At 35.8% G+C, this 21,168-nt stretch carries 15 protein-coding genes; 9 read left to right on the forward strand and 6 right to left on the reverse strand.

The genetic code is table 11. The features are described from left to right. Nucleotides 1-46 precede the first annotated feature (46 nt). Nucleotides 47-1,093, reverse strand: coding sequence for a thiamine-phosphate kinase (gene thiL / locus Q7C23_RS03030; protein WP_375031114.1), 1,047 nt, complete (start codon nt 1,091-1,093; stop codon nt 47-49). A 162-nt stretch (nt 1,094-1,255) separates the two neighbouring features. Here thiL and Q7C23_RS03035 point away from each other — a divergent pair, with 162 nt between their 5' ends. The 3 genes from Q7C23_RS03035 to Q7C23_RS03045 all read left to right on the forward strand — a co-directional run bounded on the left by Q7C23_RS03035 (nt 1,256) and on the right by Q7C23_RS03045 (nt 3,366). Next, nucleotides 1,256-2,188 carry a 1-phosphofructokinase family hexose kinase gene (locus tag Q7C23_RS03035; protein WP_375031115.1) on the forward strand — a complete coding sequence of 311 codons (933 nt, stop codon included), beginning with the start codon at nt 1,256-1,258 and terminating at the stop codon, nt 2,186-2,188. Between the two features lie 138 nt (nt 2,189-2,326). Beyond that, nucleotides 2,327-2,806, forward strand: a complete 480-nt coding sequence (locus Q7C23_RS03040; protein ID WP_375031116.1) for a DinB family protein — start codon at nt 2,327-2,329, stop codon at nt 2,804-2,806. A gap of 62 nt (nt 2,807-2,868) precedes the next feature. After that, the gene (locus Q7C23_RS03045; protein ID WP_375031117.1) at nt 2,869-3,366 is read left to right on the forward strand and encodes a DinB family protein; all 498 of its coding nucleotides are present in this window, start codon (nt 2,869-2,871) and stop codon (nt 3,364-3,366) included. A 50-nt stretch (nt 3,367-3,416) separates the two neighbouring features. Here the strand turns inward: Q7C23_RS03045 and Q7C23_RS03050 are convergent, their stop codons facing one another. Together Q7C23_RS03050 and Q7C23_RS03055 are read right to left on the reverse strand one after the other, a co-directional pair. Continuing rightward, a complete protein-coding gene (locus Q7C23_RS03050; protein ID WP_375031118.1) occupies nt 3,417-4,373 on the reverse strand; it encodes a helix-turn-helix transcriptional regulator in 957 nt (318 codons plus the stop codon). A 200-nt stretch (nt 4,374-4,573) separates the two neighbouring features. Then, on the reverse strand, nt 4,574-5,206 hold the full coding sequence (locus Q7C23_RS03055) for a porin family protein (protein ID WP_375031119.1): 633 nt from the start codon (nt 5,204-5,206) through the stop codon (nt 4,574-4,576). A 418-nt stretch (nt 5,207-5,624) separates the two neighbouring features. Between Q7C23_RS03055 and Q7C23_RS03060 the strand changes: the two genes are divergently transcribed. Then, nucleotides 5,625-6,119: a hypothetical protein gene (locus tag Q7C23_RS03060; protein ID WP_375031120.1), complete on the forward strand. Its 495-nt coding sequence runs from the start codon at nt 5,625-5,627 to the stop codon at nt 6,117-6,119. A gap of 101 nt (nt 6,120-6,220) precedes the next feature. On the opposite strand, the gene lepA is transcribed toward Q7C23_RS03060, so the two are convergent. From lepA to Q7C23_RS03075, 3 genes are all read right to left on the reverse strand, one after another. Beyond that, complete coding sequence (gene lepA / locus Q7C23_RS03065; RefSeq protein ID WP_072969844.1) at nt 6,221-8,017, reverse strand: translation elongation factor 4; 1,797 nt, start codon at nt 8,015-8,017, stop codon at nt 6,221-6,223. A gap of 164 nt (nt 8,018-8,181) precedes the next feature. Continuing rightward, nucleotides 8,182-8,913 (reverse strand): NUDIX domain-containing protein, encoded by a 732-nt coding sequence (locus Q7C23_RS03070; RefSeq protein WP_375031121.1) that lies wholly within the window; start codon nt 8,911-8,913, stop codon nt 8,182-8,184. Nucleotides 8,914-8,936: 23 nt separating this feature from the next. Beyond that, nucleotides 8,937-9,653: an NUDIX domain-containing protein gene (locus Q7C23_RS03075; RefSeq protein ID WP_375031122.1), complete on the reverse strand. Its 717-nt coding sequence runs from the start codon at nt 9,651-9,653 to the stop codon at nt 8,937-8,939. Between the two features lie 487 nt (nt 9,654-10,140). Here Q7C23_RS03075 and Q7C23_RS03080 point away from each other — a divergent pair, with 487 nt between their 5' ends. From Q7C23_RS03080 to Q7C23_RS03100, 5 genes are all read left to right on the forward strand, one after another. Continuing rightward, nucleotides 10,141-13,272 carry a SusC/RagA family TonB-linked outer membrane protein gene (locus Q7C23_RS03080; RefSeq protein WP_375031123.1) on the forward strand — a complete coding sequence of 1,044 codons (3,132 nt, stop codon included), beginning with the start codon at nt 10,141-10,143 and terminating at the stop codon, nt 13,270-13,272. Nucleotides 13,273-13,283: 11 nt separating this feature from the next. Continuing rightward, complete coding sequence (locus Q7C23_RS03085) at nt 13,284-14,858, forward strand: RagB/SusD family nutrient uptake outer membrane protein (protein ID WP_375031124.1); 1,575 nt, start codon at nt 13,284-13,286, stop codon at nt 14,856-14,858. A gap of 24 nt (nt 14,859-14,882) precedes the next feature. Beyond that, nucleotides 14,883-15,779 carry a hypothetical protein gene (locus tag Q7C23_RS03090; RefSeq protein WP_375031125.1) on the forward strand — a complete coding sequence of 299 codons (897 nt, stop codon included), beginning with the start codon at nt 14,883-14,885 and terminating at the stop codon, nt 15,777-15,779. 368 nt (nt 15,780-16,147) lie between these two features. Continuing rightward, entirely contained in the window at nt 16,148-18,622 is a 2,475-nt protein-coding gene (locus tag Q7C23_RS03095; RefSeq protein ID WP_375031126.1) for a glycoside hydrolase family 2 TIM barrel-domain containing protein, read from the forward strand. A 20-nt stretch (nt 18,623-18,642) separates the two neighbouring features. Then, nucleotides 18,643-21,036, forward strand: a complete 2,394-nt coding sequence (locus tag Q7C23_RS03100) for an alpha-xylosidase (RefSeq protein ID WP_375031127.1) — start codon at nt 18,643-18,645, stop codon at nt 21,034-21,036. Nucleotides 21,037-21,168: the final 132 nt, after the last annotated feature.

Below are 21,168 nucleotides of genomic sequence, written 5' to 3' on the forward strand. Positions count from 1 at the left end.
GAATCGCATTGGAATTTGGAATTTTTTATTTGGAGTTTTTTAAAAATTACTCGCTTAAAGCATCCCAACCACGGGCTTTTAAAGGAATTTGAGTGTTGGCACGTGTAACTAAATTTATTCCTTCGCTTTCATCAGCCATATGGCCGATAATCGAAAAGTTTGGATTTCCTTTTATTTTATCAAAGTCGTTAATGTCAATTGTGAAAAGAAGTTCATAATCTTCTCCACCATTAATAGCAACTGTTGTACTGTCTATATTAAATTCCTCGCAAGTCGAAATAAACTGAGGATCTAAAGGCAGTTTGTCTTCGTATAAATTACAACCCACTTTTGATTGTTTACACAAATGAATGATTTCTGATGATAATCCATCAGAAATATCAATCATCGAAGTTGGTTTTATTTCAAGAGCGTGCAATAAAGTACGAACATCTTTTCGCGCCTCCGGTTTTAGTTGACGTTCAATTAAATAACTGTACATGTCTAAATCAGGCTGACTGTTTGGGTTTACCTGAAAAACTTGCTTTTCACGTTCTAAAACCTGTAGTCCCATATAAGCAGCGCCAATATCGCCGGTTACAACAAGTAAGTCGGTTTGTTTGGCTCCGTTTCTGTAAACGATCTCTTCTTCATTGGCTTCACCAATTGCGGTAATGCTTATAATTAATCCTTTTTGCGATGAGGTTGTGTCTCCGCCTATAACATCGACTTTATATTCTTTTGCAGCGTGTGTAATGCCTTCAAATAATTCTTCCAGGGCTTCTAGTGGAAAACGGTTAGAAACGGCCACAGAAACCGTAATTTGAGTTGGTCTGGCATTCATAGCACAAATGTCAGATAGATTTACAACTACTGATTTGTATCCTAAATGTTTTAGCGGCATGTAAGCTAAGTCAAAATGTACGCCTTCAATCAATAAATCAGTCGAAACAACTACTTTTTTATCCTTAAAATCAAGAACTGCAGCATCATCTCCTATGCTTTTTAAAGTTGACTCCTGTGTAACATCAAAATTTTTGGTTAAATGTTCTATTAAACCAAACTCGCCTAATTGCGCTATACTGGTACGTTGTGGGTTTTTATCTTCGATCATTTTTGTAAGTTCCAATGTTTATAAGTCGCAAAGGTACAATCCCAAGGCTTCGGGAACAAAGGTTTTGGTTAATTTTAATGATAATCAGTTCTTTTCTGTTGAATTCAAAAGTGAAAATCGGTTTTTTTTCAGACCTTTAAAGTGATATAAAAAGAAAAAAACATGAAAGTATTTGATATAGTTACGCTAACAGTAAATCCGGCTTTAGACAAAAGCACTCATTTTAAAGGTTTGGTTGCCGAACAAAAAATACGCTGCTCAGAACCCAGATTCGACGCTGGCGGCGGCGGAATCAATGTTTCTAAAGCGATATCCAGATTGGGTGGAAAATCGTTGGCTGTATTTACCTCTGGTGGGCCTATGGGGAAAATGCTGGAAGAATTGGTAACCAAAGAAACCATAGGATTTCAGGCGATTCCCATTCAAACCTGGACAAGAGAAAGTTTTGTAGCTGTTGATGAAAATACCAATTCACAATACCGTTTTGGTTTTACAGGAGGAGAAATTACAGCCGAGGAAGAAAAAGCAGTTCTGGAAACGTTGAGTAACTCAAAAGCAAAGTTTTTAGTGGCAAGCGGCAGTTTGAATGAAGGACTATCGTCAGATTTTTATCAGAAAGTTGCCGAAATTGCCAAGGTGTCCAATTCAAAACTAATCGTCGATACTTCAGGCGATGCTTTAAAGAAAGTTTTGGAAACAGGAGCTTATCTAATCAAACCCAATGTTGGTGAATTGGCAAAATTAATAGGAGTAGAACGCCTGGAAATGGAAGAAGTAAACGAGGCCGCAAAAAAAATCATTGCCAAAGGCGGGGCTGAAATTGTAGTGGTTTCGCTTGGTCCTCAGGGAGCAGTTTTAGTAACAAAAGATGAGTATGAATATGTTCCTGCACCAAATGTTGCTAAAAAGAGTACCGTTGGAGCAGGAGATAGTATGGTTGGAGGAATAGTTTGGGCTTTATCTCAAAACAAAAGCCTGAAAGAAGTTATTCGTTGGGGAGTTGCCTGCGGATCTGCCGCCACCATGAACGAAGGAACACAATTGTTCAAATTTGAAGATGCTAATCGTTTATTTGAATGGTTGAAAAACAAGTAAAAGTGTAAGAAATAAAGGCTTCCGAGCATTTTTTTGATAAACAGAATAAATTAATTAAAAATTATTTTTCCTGCTGACAAACTGTTGTCACCGACCCTCAATAATTTTGAAGTATTAAATAATTAAAACTTTAAAATCATGAAAACATTAGCAGCCCAAGTAATTACTCCTGAAGATTTATTGAATCACTGGCAAGGACACCGCGCCCTTACACGTCGTGTAATTGAAGCTTTTCCTGAAAAAGATTTCTTCGAATTTTCAATCGGTGGAATGCGTCCTTTTTCTAAGTTAGCCGATGAACTTTTGGCTATTGCAGTTCCTGGTCTTACCGGAATAGTAAATAAAGAAACAAAACCTTTTACCGAAGATTCAGAGAAATTGATTTTTAAAGCGCAATACCTTGAAAAATGGGACGAAGCAACCGCAATAATCAATGAATATTGGCAAAAATTAAGTATTGAAGATTTTAATGAAACTTTTAATCTTTTTGGTCAGTATGAATTTCCGGTTGTACAGAATATTTTATATTTTATTGATAATGAGGTGCATCATCGTGGACAAGGTTATGTATATTTAAGAGCTTTAAATATTGAACCGCCTTTTTTCTGGGAAAGATAAAGAGCAGCAAATTATTTCAAACCTAAATCACTTTATTCGAAGTATAATTTAAATCAAACATTATGGGTCTAAAAAAAATAATGACAAATTATGCCGCTTACAACTTATGGGTTAACCAGCAATTTGTAAATTGGCTTTCTACAAAATCAGATGAGTTACTAAATACTGAAGTAGCTTCGAGTTACACAAGTATTATTAAAACCCTTAATCACATTTGGGAAACGGAACAATATTGGTACTCGATTATAGCAGAAACTGGTCCGTTTGAAAAAAAAGAAAGCGTTGATTTGAATAAGAAGGAAGTCTTTGAGGGTTTGCTTAGTACATCTGCGAAACTAGCTGATTTTATCTCATCACTATCAGACGAGCAATTGGATAAAACAATTAAAATTGAAAATCCGTGGTTTCAATGCGAATTGCCGCTTAGTGAATATTTACTGCAAGTGGTAAATCATGGCACTTATCACAGAGGACAAATTGTTACGATTGGCCGAAATGTTGGTATAACCGATGCCTCCAATACCGATTATAATTTTTACAATGTTGTAAAAGCACAATAACTAGCTAAAAAAACTCCAAAAGAACTAATTTTTCTTTTGGAGTTTTTTTTTTATAAGAGTCTTTTTTTGTTGATTTCAAGCAATTCTAAGGCCCGAACTTTAAGGCGTTCCGGTTCCAGAATTTTGGCATAATCGCCAAACATTAAAAACCAGCGTGGAAAACTACTTTCGATATCGCGACACATAAAAGTCATTTCTATCTGGCCGTCTACTTCTTTTTCTGAAATATAACCGTGGTATTTTCGCTCTGTTTCCAGATATCGGGCTATTTTCTTTTCAATCAGAAGTCTAACCTTTATAGTCGGAATGGTTTCTGTTTTAGCCAGATAGTTTTCTAAAGAATCATGTTCTATTGTAAAATCACTTTCTGTTTTTTGAATTCCCTGAATTCTATCGGTTCTAAATTGTCGGTAATCTTTCCTCAAATGGCAATATCCCAGAAAATACCAATTATTATGATCATGAAAAACACCAACAGGTTCAATGTTTCTTTGGGTCTTTTCGTCTCTTTCGACCGTTTTATAAGAAAGTAAGATTTGTTTTTTCTCTGCAATACTTTCAAAAAGAACAGCAAGCGTATTAGGAGAATTGTCGTTAAACATGGGTTCTGCGGTTTGCATAACCACTTTTGATTCAATATTTGAAAGCCAGTCTTTATCAGTACTTCGCAAAACCGACTTTAGTTTAAACATCGCCGATGCATAATGACTTCCTAAAGAAGGATCCGTGAATTTCTGCATCAGTTTTTCTGCTGCGATAAAACTGCTTACCTCTTCACGAGTGAACATCACGGGAGGTAATCTGTAACCATCCATTAAGGCGTAACCTACGCCAGCTTCACTATAAATAGGAACTCCGGATGCTTCAAGAGTTCGAATATCTCTGTAAATAGTTCGTAAACTGACTTCAAAGCGATTGGCCAATTCTTGTGCTTTTACAATTTTTTTTGATTGTAACTGAATGAGGATAGCGACAATGCGGTCAAAACGTTTTGGAGATTCGTCCATTTTTTTTGAAGGTTCTAAGGTTCTGAGTTGCTGATGTTCTAAGATTTTAAGATTCAAAGATACAAAGGTTGATAGAAACAATAAACCCGATAACAAAAGTTATCGGGCTATATTACTTTGCGAACTTTGCGTAAACCCTTTGCTTACTTTGCGATTAACTATCAAAGTATGGCAACCTGAAACCTGAAACTTGAAACAAATTAAAACTTGTATAAAAGTCCAAATTTAGGCTGTGCAAAGATGTTATTGAATAAATTAACATTTAATTCAAAGCTGTTTGATGATGAGCCATCTTCCGGATTTGCATTGTTATAAGTTAAAATGTCAGCCAAAACAAAAGTTGCCGCGAATTTTTTGCTAAAGAAATAGTTTAACCCGACTGTAATGTTGGCTTTAATTCCGTTAGTAGTATTATCATATCGCACGGGATTACCTACAATGTTGTATTCAGCTTTTGCATGGCTATAACCCAGTCCCGCATCTGCAAATGCTTTGAAACGTCTTGAATCAGCTTCAAAAAAGTAATATCTGGCAAAAGCACCAATACCAAAAAAACTTGTTTTACCATCGTTTACATCAGTTTTGCCACCTCCAAAATCTAAATCTCCTCCAACTGCAAAGTTGTCTGCGATTAAATATCCAAATTTTGGATTGATAGAATAAGCGTTGGCATCGTCACTTGTACTAACTGAAATACCACCTTCAATAAACATATCTCCTTTTTGAAATCTTACACCTTTTGCTGAATGCATTTCTTCTTCAGCTTCTTGTTGTTGTGCATTTACGAATGAAAAAGTAAACAATGCGGCGATAATTAAAAATCTCGTTTTCATAATATTTGTTTTAAAGTTGTAAGATTAAAGTTATATTTTTTATGTTAAAATTTATTTTAATCTCGATGAAATGCACTAAAAACTAGATGATTAAAGTTCTTTTTTTATTTTTATAAGTATTTACCTATATTTTTTAAAGATGATATTTTAAAGAGTCTGTAAATACAGGCCTTCACAAAATGTAAAAATAAATTGTTACTTATTGGTGAAAATTATTCATACAATTAAGATTGTTAATTCAATTATTTACTATTTTTAATCCCCGGTGTACAGTAATTTTAGAACCAGAAAACCTACAAATCTGACTCTTATTATTGCTGTAGTACGTTCTTTTGAATTTGCACTTTTACCAAAACATACATTATCGAATGATGTATCCCGCTGAAGATTAATTTTTAAATTTTAAACCCCAAATAAAATGATTAGAAATTACACCTTTGACGAGGCTTATAAGAGATTTGAGCCTCACGATCACCGATGCGCCTACTGCAGACAGGCTGAAATGGAAAATATTAATGATTGTTATTTTTTACCGCTTATTGTGGAGGACGATAAAACTAATATCGTTGTTTACAAATCTGTAGAATATTCCAAAATCTTAATCGGAATACCCAGGTGCCAGTCCTGTAAAGAGATTCACTACGATGCGAAAAATAAGGCCATTAGCATTTCGATGGTTTCCGCTATATTATTATTAGGTCTTTTGCTTTATAATTTTGTGAATTTAAACACATTTGTATTTATGCTGGGACTTTTCACGGTCCTTTTCGGAGGTATCTACGGATCAGCAAAATTAGCAGAAAGATACGTTGCCAATAAAGGAATTTATACGGTACAATACGGAGCCGAAACAAACGAAGTCGTTCGTGATCTCGTAATAGCCGGATGGACATTTAATACATCAATTGCATAAAAAACAAAAACCCGATAACGAAGTTATCGGGTTTTTCTATATTCTATATTCTATATTCTATATTCTATATTCTTTGCTCTTGCATCTATTTTCTAAAATCTTTAGTCGTTCAATTTCAAAACAGCCATAAAAGCTTCTTGCGGAATCTCAACGTTTCCAACTTGTCTCATACGTTTTTTACCTTTTTTCTGTTTTTCAAGCAGTTTACGCTTACGCGAAATATCTCCACCATAACATTTTGCAGTAACGTCTTTACGAAGTGCTTTAATCGTTTCACGCGCGATAATTTTAGCTCCAATTGCAGCCTGAATCGGAATGTCAAATTGTTGTCTTGGAATCAGTTCACGTAATTTCTCGGTCATTTTTTTACCGATGTTATAAGCGTTGTCTTCGTGAATCAAGGCAGAAAGTGCATCAACAGTCTGAGCGTTCAAAAGAACGTCCAGTTTAACCAATTTTGAAGTTCTCATTCCGATTGGAGAGTAGTCAAAAGAAGCGTAACCTTTAGAAACTGTTTTTAAACGATCGTAAAAATCAAATACAATTTCGGCCAAAGGCATATCAAAATTCAATTCAACTCTTTCTGTCGTCAAGTACGTTTGATTGGTAATTTGACCACGTTTTTCGATACACAAACTCATTACGTTTCCAACGAAATCAGCTTTTGTAATGATAGTTGCTTTAATATAAGGTTCTTCAACTCTGTCTAAACGAGATGGTTCAGGCAAGTCAGAAGGGTTGTTAACTACGAATGGAGTTTCAGGATCTTTTTTGGTGTAAGCCAAATACGAAACGTTAGGAACTGTTGTAATTACAGTCATATCGAACTCACGCTCTAAACGCTCCTGGATAATTTCCATGTGCAACATTCCTAAGAATCCACAACGGAATCCAAATCCTAAAGCTGCTGAACTTTCAGGTGTAAAAACTAGCGAAGCATCATTCAATTGCAGTTTTTCCATTGAAGAACGCAAATCTTCATAATCTTCAGTATCAACTGGATAAATTCCGGCAAATACCATTGGTTTTACATCTTCAAAACCAGTAATCATATTAGTTGTTGGTGTTTTGGCATCTGTCAATGTATCACCAACTTTTACTTCTTTTGCTTCTTTAATTCCAGAAATCAAATAACCAACATCTCCGGTAGAAATCACATTTTTAGGAACTTGATTCAGTTTTAAAGTTCCTACTTCATCAGCAAAATATTCATTGCCAGTGGCCATGAATTTAATTTTTTGCCCTTTACGAATTTCTCCATTCATAACTCTGAAGATTACTTCGATTCCGCGAAACGGATTGTAATGTGAATCGAAAATCAATGCCTGTAAGGGCTCATCCACATTTCCTTTTGGAGCAGGAATTTTTTCGATGATGGCAGCTAAGATATTCTCAACACCAAAACCTGTTTTTCCTGATGCATGAATAATATCTTCTAATTTACATCCTAATAAATCGATAATATCGTCACTAACTTCTTCCGGATTAGCACTTGGTAAATCAACTTTATTCAAAACCGGAATAATTTCCAGATCATTCTCTAAAGCCAAATATAAGTTTGAAATCGTTTGTGCCTGAATACTTTGTGCAGCATCAACAATCAAAAGCGCACCTTCACAAGCTGCAATAGATCGTGAAACTTCGTATGAAAAGTCAACGTGACCAGGAGTGTCAATTAAATTTAAAATATATTCCTCTCCTTTATAAGTATATTCCATTTGTATGGCGTGACTTTTAATGGTGATTCCACGCTCGCGTTCCAGATCCATGTTGTCAAGCAATTGTGCTTTTTCTTCACGAGCTGTAACGGTTTGTGTAGCGCCCAATAATCGGTCTGCCAATGTACTTTTACCGTGGTCAATGTGTGCAATAATGCAAAAGTTACGTATCTTCTTCATTTTATTATTTCAATTCTCTTATGCGAGTTTTAGTAATTTCCGGATATAAATTTGCCCTGTAGCAATTGCAGTAGAGCATGTTATTAAGGCGCAAAGATAGCGCAAAGTTTTGGATTCTGGAATGTAGTTGTCTGATTGTTGGATTCTCTAATTCAAAACAGTCTTTAAAATTCAAAATTAAATCCTTTTTGAGTCAGTTTCTTGTAAATATCAGGATCAAATTTGTACAGTTTTGCGGCTCTGTGTGAGACATCCTGTTGTTTTTCATCCAGGGCAACCAACAGTTTCATGTGCAGAATTTTTCTGCGGAAATTCGATTTTTCCAATTCAATTCCTAAAATCTCTTCATATAATTGCATCAACTGCAATAAAGTGAATTTTTCGGGTAAAAGATTGAATCCAATTGGGGCCTGACGAACGCGGTTTTGAAGTTGTAGTAAACTGAAATTTAAAATTTCGTTGTGGTCAAATATTAGATTTGGAATTTCATTGATCCTACACCATCTTGCCTCCTTTACGGCTAAACTGGCTTTAACGTCATAATCTTCCTGATTGACAAGAGTATAATATCCAATAGTTACGATACGGCGATTTAAAACCCTTTTTGGATTTGTAAATGCCTTTAGCTGCTCCAGATAAATATTATCAAGACTGGTAAGTTCATAAAGAATTCTATGTGCAGCATCATCGGCGCTTTCTTCTCTTTTCATCCAGCCGCCAAGCAATCCCCAGTTTCCTTCGCTTTCTCCACTAGCATGTTGTACCAAAAGCACTTCAAGGCTTCCTTTTTTAAAACCAAAAATGACACAGTCAATTGAAATTCCATCAACTGCTGGTGTCGGGCTATTTAAAACATTGTCGATTTTAGAAATTTCTTTAGGATGTAATGATGCCATTCTTTGCTTGTATAAGCGTGTTATTAAAATTCAAAATTGAAACCTTTTTGAGTTAGTTTATTATAAATCTCCGGATCAAATTTATATAATTTTGCCGCTCTATGTGAAACATCTTGCTGTTTTTCATCTAAAGCAACCAATAATTTCATATGCAAAATTTTTCGTCTGAAATTAGATTTGTCCATTTCGATTCCTAAAATTTCTTCATATAAGTGCATTAACTGTAATAAAGTAAATTTTTCAGGCAAAAGATTAAATCCAATCGGTGCCTGACGCACTCTGTTCTGAAGATGTTTCAGACTGTAAGCCAGAATTTCGTTATGATCATAAATTAAATCCGGAATAGCATCAATCTTGTACCATTTTGCATCAGCAGCCGTAAAACCTGCTTTAATATTATAGTCTTCTCGTTTTACCAAAGCATAATATCCGATAGTGATAACACGTCGCAGCGGAAAACGATCCGGATCTCCAAATGCTTTTAGCTGCTCCAAATAAATATTATCAAGACCAGTAAGTTCATTCAATAAACGATGTGCTGCATTATCTGTACTTTCCTTTTTATAGATCCATCCTCCCGGAAGACCCCATTTTCCTTTGCTGATTCCTTCCCCATGTTGAACTAAAAGAACTTCTAAACTTCCTTTATCAAAACCAAATATGACACAGTCAATCGTGATCGCATTCATTGCGTTCTGTTCACTTTTGATGATTGCATCGGCAGTTATATTTTTATCCATGTGCGATAGAAATTTTGACAAATTAAGCAAATAAAATGCATAAGTGTCTTTGTTAATTACTTAATATTTTTTTAACATAGTAAAAATCTGATATTCAATTGTTTGAAATTCTGAGAAAATGGGATTTAAAATTCAGAATTATTTAAATGATTGATTGTCAAACGGCTAGTTCCTTATTTTTTTAATATTTTTTATTTCGTTTTTGCGTCTAAACTTATTAGATCGATAAAATAGGATCTCTATAAATCAGAATTAAAAAAAAATAACCTTAATATTTTGCTAATATAGAAAAAAAGTTTTACACTTGTAGTCAAATTTACCATAAGATAAGTTCAAAGTGACTATAAGTTTTGAAAGAGCCATTTTTAAGGTAAAAAAATTAGCTGAAAACAAGCTGTACTCATTAGCTTTTTTTGGCGCCATCGCAATGAAACTTACACTTTATATATAACCATAACTAACTTAATTTAATCAACTTTTATTTATTATGAAAAGCAACTATTGTATAAAAACAACACTGTCCTCGTTCTTTACGGCACTGTTGTTTAGCTTATTTATGATGCAGTCGGGTTTTGCGCAGGCACAATCCCGATCTGTAAGTGGAAATGTAACATCGGGCGTTGATGGGATGGGAATTCCCGGAGCGAGCGTTGCTGTACAGGGAACCAAAATTGGTGCGTCAACCGATTTTGATGGAAATTATAAAATAGAAGCAAAAGCAGGCGATGTGCTTATATTTTCTTTTATTGGATTCAAAACGCAAAAAGTGACCGTAGGACCGCAACCCACTGTGAATGTGAAGTTGCAGGAAGAAACGGCAGAACTTAAAGAAGTAGTCGTTATTGGATATGGTTCACAAAAGAAAACACTGGTAACCAATGCTGTAACACAGGTAAGTGGTGAAAATCTAGCGAAAACGAATACGATCAATGCGCTTCAGGCCCTTCAGGGACAAGCGGCAGGACTTCAGATTACTTCTACTTCAGGACAACCGGGAGAAGGTTTGAATGTGGTTATCAGGGGAGCTGGTTCGATTGGAGGCAGCAGTCCGCTATATGTTGTAGACGGAATATTGACAGGTGATATTTCTTATTTGAGCAATTCAGATATTGAATCTATTTCTGTTTTAAAAGATGCCGCTTCGGCTGCAATCTATGGTTCACAGGCTTCTAACGGAGTTATCTTGGTGACAACAAAAAAAGGAAAAAAGGGTGCGGCAGGGCAAATTACATTCGATCAATATTATGGTGTTCAGTCTGTAGCCAGAAAAGTAGATTTGCTTGATGCAACAGAATATGGTATTATTTTGAATGAAGCTGCGGCAAATTCAGGTAAAGCTCCTTATTTTACAAATGATCAGATTGCGGCATTAGGATCAGGAACAAACTGGATGGATAAAATGTTTACTGATAATGCAGCTACTAAAAATTTCGCTTTTGGTGCATCAGGTGGTTCAGATACTTCTGTTTACTCTGCTTCATTATCTTACTTAGGACAAGAAGGAGTTGTAGGGGGTAAAGATTTGTCCAACTACGACCGTTACAACTTCAGATTTAATTCAGAACATAAATTGTATAAAGATGTAGTTACTATTGGAGAAAATTTAAGTTTTGCTTATATTGATAGAAATGGAATTGGAGTTGGAAATCAATACAACAACTCTTTGAGAAGTGCTTTTCAGGTTACACCATTATTACCAATGTATGATATGAATGGTAATTTTTATGATACTACGAATAACAGTGAGCCTTGGTTGGCGGGTGTTGCTAATCCTTATGCTTTGATGACTTACAATAATCAAAATGAAAGTAACAATCAAAAATTATTAGGAAACGTTTATTTACAGATTCAGCCAATAAGAAACCTGACATTAAGAACTACTTTAGGTCTTGATTATAACGTTAGCGAAGGACATTCTTATTCTCCTATTTACCATTTATCAATCTATGCTAACAGGGATTTTGACAATGTTAGTCAATATATGAATAAAAGTAAAAGCATCAACTGGGATAATTTGCTAAGCTATAAATTTAATGTAGCTGACAATCATCATTTTGAAGCCATGGCTGGTAGTTCTTATATCAAATTCGATCAAACTTCTATCAATGCCGCTAATGCAGATTCTGTTTTTAATGATTTAGAACACGCATGGTTAGATACTACTACAAATAGCGATTCTGCGAAAATGTCTATGTCAGGAGGTAAGTTTGAGAATATATTGATGTCTTATTTTGGGCGATTAAATTATAACTATAAAGAAACCTATTTGTTAAATGCAACATTTAGGGCTGATGGTTCGTCAAAATTCGCTCCCGGATACCAATGGGGTTATTTTCCATCTGTATCTGGTGGATGGGTAGTTTCAAACGAAGAGTTTTTAAAAGATTCTAATGCAATTAATTTCCTGAAATTAAGAGCAAGCTGGGGACAGGTAGGTAATCAGAGTATCAGAACTTTTCAGTACCTGGCACAAGTATATTCACAAAGAGTCAACTATATTTTTGGTGATGAAGAAGGAATTCTTACACCGGGGGCTTATCTTTATAACATCGCAAATCCTACCTTAAAATGGGAAACTTCAGAACAAATTGATCTTGGTTTTGATGCAAGATTTTTAGACAATACTTTGAGTGTAACTTTTGATGCTTACAAGAAAACAAATAAAGACTGGCTGATTTTAGCTCCAATCTTAGCTACCGCGGGTGCTAATCCTCCTTATATTAATGGCGGTGATGTGGTAAACAAAGGAGTTGAGTTGAGTTTAAATTACCAAAATAAAATAGGAGATTTTAATTATAGCATTAGTGCAAACGGGGCTTATAATAAAAATGAAGTTGGTAAAATACCTACTGGAGATGGAATCATTCACGGTTTAAGTAATGAGCTTTATGATAATGCCGGTGAATTCTACAGAGCACAAAACGGATTCCCATTAGGTTATTTCTGGGGATATAAAACGGGAGGTGTTTTTCAAAATCAGGAACAAATCAATAATTATAAATCGGCTAACGGTGTAGTACTACAGCCAACTGCAGCTCCGGGAGACCTTATTTATCAGAATGTGAACGGAGATGATAAAATAGATGCATTTGATAAAACAAGTATTGGAAATCCAAATCCTGATTTTACTTTTGGTTTGTCTATCTCAGCCAGTTACAAAGCTTTTGATTTCTCCGCTATGGGGAATGGGGTTGCCGGAAACCAAATCGTACAGTCTTACAGAAACCAATCAGGTGCTTACGGAAATTATACTTCTGCCATATTAGACCGTTGGCATGGAGAAGGTTCTTCAAACACAATACCGAGAGTAACAGAAGACAACAGAAACTTCACTCAATTTTCTGACTTATATGTTCAGGATGGAGATTTCTTCAGAATCAGTACGGTTACTTTAGGATTTGATTTAGCAAAAATGAAACAATCAAAACCATTTTTTGCAAGCCAGTTTAGACTTTACTTCTCTGTCTTAAATCTTTACACTTTTACGAAATATGATGGTATGGATCCTGAAATTGGATTTGGTTCTTCAAATAATGACCAGAAATTTTCATCAGGTGTTGACGTAGGGTACTATCCTAGGCCAAGAACTTTCATGTTGGGATTAAATGTTAAACTATAATAATAAAAAAAATGAAAAATACATATATATATATTTTCTGTTTGGGTTTATTGTCGCTTGGTTCTTGCAGTTTAGAAACACAGCCTTTGACACAGCAAACAGATACCAATTTTTACAAAACTACAGATGATGCTTATACGGCATTAGTAGGCTGTTACGATGGTTTACAAGTAGCAACCGGTGCAGGCGGTATGGGAGTTCCTGTGATAAGTGAAGTAATGTCAGACGACTGTTTTGGTGGAACCGGTGCTTCAGACGGTTATGGTTATGCCGCTATTGATGAATTTGATATTAGCCGCTCTCCTTCAGATGTAGATTTACTTAATAATAACTGGGTTGCCTATTATAAAGCAATTTATCGCTGCAACATTTTATTATTAAAAATGGACCAGATTGAGTGGAATGGAAATACAGAACTAAGAAAAACGTACGAGTCTGAAACAAAATTTATCAGAGCTTATCTTTATTTTGAAATGGTTCGTTTGTGGGGGAATATACCTTTACTAACAGCTCCTTCTACTGATAATATTCCGCAGGCAAATCCGGATGATGTTTATAAAGTAATAGCAGAAGATCTGGTTTTTGCTTCAGACAATTTGCCTTCAGTAGCCTATAATGCAACAACAAGTGGACGTGTCACCAAATGGGCTGCGAAATCTTTGCTGGGACGTGTTTATTTATACTATACCGGTTATTATGGGAAGAATGATTTAGCAGGAGTAGTTACCAAAGCTCAGGCTTTAGGACATTTAGAAAATGTTATTGCTAACAGCGCACATGGTTTAGTGGCTGATTTCTCCACTTTGTGGCCAGCAGCTTCTGCTGATAATTATGCAGGTGAAAATAATAAAGAAATCGTGTTTTCTATAAAATATACTTATACAAGTGATTACAACGGAAATACAGATGGTAACCACTGGCTGGTAATGTTCGGAATGAGAGAATTCTCTTCATATCCTTACGGACGTGGCTGGGGAGTTACAGTAAACTCAAAATTATGGAATGCCTACAATGCAACTGATACCAGACGTGTAGCGACAGTGATTGGAATTCAGGAAGAAAATATTGCATTTAACAAAATTGATAATCAAAGAGAATACACAGGTTATTATAACAAAAAATACACGCCAATGGTGGACGAGAATGGAGTAGATCTTCCAATAACAATGGGTAGTCAGTTTTGGGATATTAGCCAATTCCAGGATTATGTGGTATTGCGATATGCAGATGTATTGTTAATGGCTGCTGAATTAGGCAGTGGAAATGCTCAGGCTTATTTTGATGAAGTAAGAAGAAGAGCGTATAAGGAGAATTTTGCAGCTTTACCAGTAAATGCTGACAATATTTTAAAAGAAAGACATTTAGAGTTTGCTCTTGAAGGGGTGAGATATTGGGATTTATTGCGTCAGGGAATTGGAAAAGCTTCTTCAACTATTGCTGAAACTACTACTTTATTAAGTGGAGGAGTTGCAGGTCCAAAAACAATTTCGGCTGCTAAAATTCAGGCAACAAAAGGTTTGCAGCAAATTCCTAATACTCAGATTACCTTATCAAGTGGAGTATTAAAACAAAATGCCGGCTGGTAATTTTAACTAAAAATGAAACAAAAAATGAAAAATATTAAAATAATAATGACTTCGTTTTTGATGTTAGCTATGCTAGTATCATCTTGTTCTCCGGAAACGTATTCTTTAGACGGAGTGACGAATAAATCCGATATTAAGTTTGAAATTACTCAGGATTTAGCAGCTGATCCGGGTGGGAATACTGTACTACTGAAAAACACCACACCTGGTGTTATATTAACATGGGATTATGGTACAGGAAAATCAAACAAGGCCATCGAAACAGTAAAGTATGCCTTTAAAGGTGATTATACTATAAAAATTTCTGCTGTAACCGGTGGAGGTATTGTGGAGTTAGATCCGGTAACTATTACAGTGACAGATGATAACTTAAACTATGTAAATGATCCGCTTTGGACTGCTTTATCAGGTGGAGTAGGAAAATCAAAAACATGGTATTTAGATTTAAATGCAGCAGGAGTTTCGAAATATTTTGCAGGTCCGGTTGCATTTTCAGGAAATAAATTGGGATGGCAAAAAGAATGTACAGGAGATAGCGGATTGTGTTGGATATGGGAGCCAGACTGGAAAGGCAACCAATGGATAACACCTGCAGGAGATTATGGTTCAATGACATTTAGTTTAGATGGCGGTCCATTTGTAACTGTAGATCACGCATTTACGACTACAAGAGGTGTCGAAAACGGGACTTATTATCTTGATGCTACAAACCATGAGTTAACCATGACAAATGCAGCAATTTTACAAAGCAGTAGTGCTGCTGGTGATGTTGCTGACTGGTCTAACTGTAAAATCATTACCCTGACAAACGACGCAATGCAAATTGCTGTTCGTAATAAGAGTAAGGAAGAGTTTTTGATTTTCAATTTTATATCAAAAGAATATAGCGACAGCTGGGTGCCAGACGCATCTAAACCCTAATCTTGATTTGATAGGGGTGTCGGGGTGATTTAAATTCCGGTTTTGTTATTAAAACACAATATTAAAGACAGCCCTTTCAGTGGAACAGATTTGTACAATTTCATGAGATCTGAAGTTCTGTATAGATCTGTCCGAATAGGTCTGAAAACACTTAAAGTCTTCTCTAAAAACGATCTTAATATGAATCTTAAAAAGAACGTTTTTAGAGATTTCTTCCGAAATAGTTTTTGCTTTTTTGATAAAATCAAATCAGTTTAAGACTTAAAAATGTACCAATAGAAAGTGTAAATAAGTATTTTACCGGTAAATAATTTAATTAAAATAGTTTATCGGTAAATTTATTTCACACTAATCATTAATAAAGAAAGATGAGACATTCGATTTTTTTTAAAATACTGACTATTTTAGGACTTTTTGCAATTTTTGGCTGTAATAAGAAAAATACAGATTTTGAGCACCGAAAAATTTCTTTCAATTCAGATTGGAGTTTTCATCTCAATGACAGTATCATCGATAAAGATACTATTGGACTTTCAACCAAATGGAGAACTTTAAATGTTCCTCATGATTGGAGCATCGAAGGAAAATTTGATGAAAAAAGCCCGGCTGGTTATGGCGGAGGAGCGTTAAACGGAGGTTTAGGCTGGTACAAAAAAACATTCAAAGTTGCCGTTGAAGACAGCAGCAAAGTAACTTCAATTATTTTTGATGGGGTTTACAGAAACAGTGAAGTTTGGGTAAACGGACATTATTTAGGAAAACGCCCAAACGGATATATTGGCTTTCAGTATGATATGTCACCATATTTAAATTATGGAGATAAAAACAACGAAATAATTGTTAAGGTTGACAATTCAAAACAACCCAATTCACGCTGGTACTCGGGATCAGGAATTTTTAGAAATGTCTGGATCGAAACCACAGATAAACTGCATGTTGGACAATGGGGAATTTATGTTACCACTCCAAAGGTTACGGCAGAAAAAGCTTCGGTAAATTTTGAGACGACTATTCAAAATCAAAATTCGGCTTCAAAAAAAGCAACAGTAACAACTACTATTTTTAAAGAAGATACTAAAGTAACAGCTGTTACTCAAAATATAACGATTGGTGCAAATACGAATCAAACCATCAGACAAGCAGCAGAAGTTGAAACTCCAATTTTGTGGTCAGTTGAAAAACCGGAATTGTATACCGCAGTTACTGAAATATCAGTCGACGACAAAATTACAGATCAATACAAAACCAATTTCGGAATCAGAGATTTTAAATTTGATTTGAACAAAGGTTTTATTTTAAACGGAAAACAGGTTAAAATCAAAGGAGTTTGTATGCATCATGATTTGGGGCCTTTAGGTTCGGCGATCAATACTCGTGCAATAGAACGCCAATTAGAAATCCTGAGAGAAATGGGTGTTAACGGAATCAGGACTTCTCATAATCCTCCTGCTCCGGAACTTTTAGACCTTTGTGATAAAATGGGTTTCATTGTAATGGATGAAGCTTTCGACATGTGGAAGCAGACCAAAACCAAATACGATTACGGAAATGACTGGGACAAATGGCACAAGAAAGATTTAATCGATCAATTGCTTCGCGACCGTAATCATCCAAGTATTTTTGTTTGGAGTATCGGAAATGAAATTCCGGAACAATGGAATGAAAACGGTGTAACAATCGCAAAAGAATTAGCCGCAATTACACGCCAATACGATAAAACGCGTCCGCTCACCGCAGCGATGAATCCGCCGGTTAATATGAATATTGATGAGGTAACGTTACAATTCGAAAAGAACAATGTGCAAATTAATCCGCTTGCCGCATCTGGAGTTTTAGATCTTATTGGATACAATTATGCGCATCAGACTTACGAACACCATCAAAAAAACTTTCCAAATACCCCTTTCATTGCCACCGAAACTACTTCAGGTTTGCAGACAAGAGGCTATTATGATGCGGTTTCAGACACTATTAAAAAATGGCCGGTAAGATGGGATCTTAAATTTACAGGAGGAAATCCTGGTAATACCGTTTCTGCTTATGATCAGGTGCAGGCGCCTTGGGGTTCTACACACGAAGCAACGTGGAAAGTCATTAAAAAATACGATTTCCTTTCTGGAATGTACATCTGGACCGGTTTTGATTATATCGGAGAACCAACTCCGTACGAATGGCCATCAATCAGTTCCTATTTCGGAATCGTAGATTTAGCCGGTTTCCCAAAAGACGTTTATTATATGTACCAAAGCGAATGGACAGATAAAACCGTGCTGCATATTTTTCCACATTGGAACTGGAAAGCAGGACAAACCGTTGATGTTTGGGCATATTATAATAAAGCCGATGAGGTTGAACTTTTCTTAAACGGAAAATCAGTTGGAATCAGAAGCAAAAAAGGAGATGATTTGCATGTCATGTGGAGAGTTCCTTTTCAGCCCGGAACCTTAAAAGCGGTTTCTCGTAAAAACGGAAAAACAGTTTTAGAAACTGAAATCAAAACCGCTGGAAATCCATCCAATTTAAAATTGACCGCAGACAGAAGTAATATCAAGGCAGATGGAAATGATTTATCATTTGTAACCGTTGATGTTTTAGATGGAAAAGGTGTTTTAGCACCAAATGCGAATAACGAAATCAATTTCTCTTTAAAAGGAAACGGAAAAATAGTAGGTGTTTGCAGTGGAGATCCGGTAAGTCATGAACCGTACAAAGGATCTAAACACACAGCCTTAAATGGAAAATGTTTAGTAATTGTTCAATCTACTAATAAAACAGGAAGATTAGAATTAACCGCTAAAGCGAATGGAGTAAAACCCGCAACAATTGTAATTACAGCAGAATAAATAATAGTAAAAGATACACGATGAAAAAAATACAAATAGCTTCTTTATCTCTATTTTTGGGATTGTTATTGACGCCAAAAGTTTCGGCACAAATTCAGAACGCAGATGTTTTGAACGCTCCAATAGATATCAGTAAAGATTTTCAGAATTACCTGAATACTTTTTATTTTGCTGATGAGTTAACCGGTTTTGATCCCGCAACAGGAAAAGGAACCATAAAATATTTACGATACAATTACAAAACGCGTCAGGCTTTCAACAACATGATGATGAAACCTGATGTGGAGAAACCAAACGAATTCCCAACAACGGAATACGAAGTTTCGCCTGAATTGCCTTTCCAGATTCAGTTTGTTTCAGACAGAACGATCCGAATCAAAACGACTTCAGGACCACAATTTCATCCTGAGAAAGAATCTTTGATGTTGATTAACGGCGTTGCGCCAAATCATCCTGAATTATGGAAATATTCTAAAATCGAAGGTGGTCATAAATATACCAGCAAACACGGTGTTGTTGAGATTTTATCAAAACCATGGCACGTAAAAATCTATGATGAAACAGGAAAGTTACTAACCAGTACACTTCATGATTCTGATTTCAAAAATACCTATACACCAACACTTCCGTTTTCTTATGTGCGCAGAAACAGCGATTATTCAAGAAGTATGGGCGCAGCTTTTAGCTTAGAACCGGACGAGAAAATATTTGGTTGTGGAGAATCGTTTACCCAATTCAATAAACGCGGGCAAAAAGTAGTTTTATGGACGGATGACGCTAATGGAATCCAGAACGAAACGATGTACAAACCGGTTCCGTTTTATATGAGTAGCCGTGGTTACGGAGTTTTCATGCATCATTCAACACCAATTACGGTTGACTTTGGAAGATACTTTGGAAGTGCCAACGAAATGTATATTGGAGATGACGAAGCTGACTTGTTTTTCTTTATCGGAGAACCAAAAGACATTTTAGATCAATATACAGATTTGACTGGAAAAGCTGCTATGCCACCACTTTGGTCTTTCGGATTTTGGATGAGTAGGATCACTTATTTTACTGAAAAAGAGGGAAGAGAAGTAGCCAAAGATTTACGTAAATATAAAATTCCAACCGATGTAATTCACTTTGATACAGGTTGGTTTGATGTAGATTGGAGAAACAATTACGAATTTGCAAAAGCCCGTTTCCCGGATGCTCAAAAAATGATGTCTGATTTAAAAGACGATGGTTTTCATGTGTGTTTATGGCAATTGCCGTATTTCACACCAAAAAACACCTTGTTTCCCGAAATCATGGAAAAAAACTTAGCAGTAAGAGATCGTAAAGGAAACCTTCCTTACGAAGATGCTGTTTTAGATTTCTCAAATCCTGAAACCGTAACCTGGTACCAGGCCAAATTGAAGAAATTATTCGATCAGGGCGTTTCTGTTTTCAAAGTTGATTTTGGAGAAGCAGCACCGCCAGACGGAATTTACCATTCAGGAAGAACAGGTTTCTACGAACATAATTTATATCCATTACGATACAATAAGGCTGTTGCTGAAATTACGCAGAAAGAAAAAGGATACACTTTAATCTGGGCAAGAAGTACCTGGGCAGGATCTCAACGTTACCCGTTACATTGGGGTGGAGATGCGGAAACTTCAAACGGTGCAATGTCGGCTGAATTACGAGGCGGACTTTCATTAGGATTAAGCGGATTCAGTTTCTGGAGTCATGATGTGGGTGGATTTGCAACAAAATCTCCTGAGAGTTTATACAGAAGATGGGCACCATTCGGAATGTTTACTTCACACGTAAGAAGCCATGGCGAACCTCCGCGCGAGCCTTGGTTATACAGCAAAGATTTCTTAGAAGGATTTAGAAAAGCAGATAATATGCGTTACGAATTGATGCCATACATCTACGCTCAGGCGAAAGAAAGTTCTCAAAAAGGATTGCCAATGATGCGTGCTTTATTTGTAGAATATCCAAATGATCCGGGAGCATGGTTAGTTGACAATGAATATTTATTTGGTTCAAGTATGTTGGTTGCTCCGCTTTTTGAAGAAGTGACCGAAAGAGACGTTTATCTTCCAGAAGGAACATGGATTGATTATCAAACTAAAAAAGTATACCAATCGGGATGGCATAAAATCAAAGCGGGCGAGGTGCCAATTGTAGTTTTAGTGAAAGACGGAACAGCATTGCCTCACATCGCTTTGGCACAATCAACAAAAGACATGGATTGGAGCAAATTGACATTGAAAGTGTATGCAAGTGATAAAACAACTTCGGCGACAGCCAAAGTATTTTTACCGGATGGTGATGCTGTACAAGAAATTAAAGTAAGCAAAAACGGAAACAATTTTGATGTAAATGCAAATCCATTAAACGGAAAAACCACTTTTAAAACGGAGTGGATTAAATAAAAAAAGTATGCCACGAATTGCACAGATTAAAAGGATTAAAAATTGAGAATTAAAATTAAAAATCTGCTAGATCTGCCAGATCTGTGAGAAAAAATAAACACACAGAAAATAAGAAATCGTTAAAATCTTTTA

Origin of the sequence: Flavobacterium sp. LAR06 (assembly GCF_041946075.1) — a bacterium.
In the GTDB taxonomy this organism is placed as follows: Bacteria; Bacteroidota; Bacteroidia; order Flavobacteriales; family Flavobacteriaceae; genus Flavobacterium.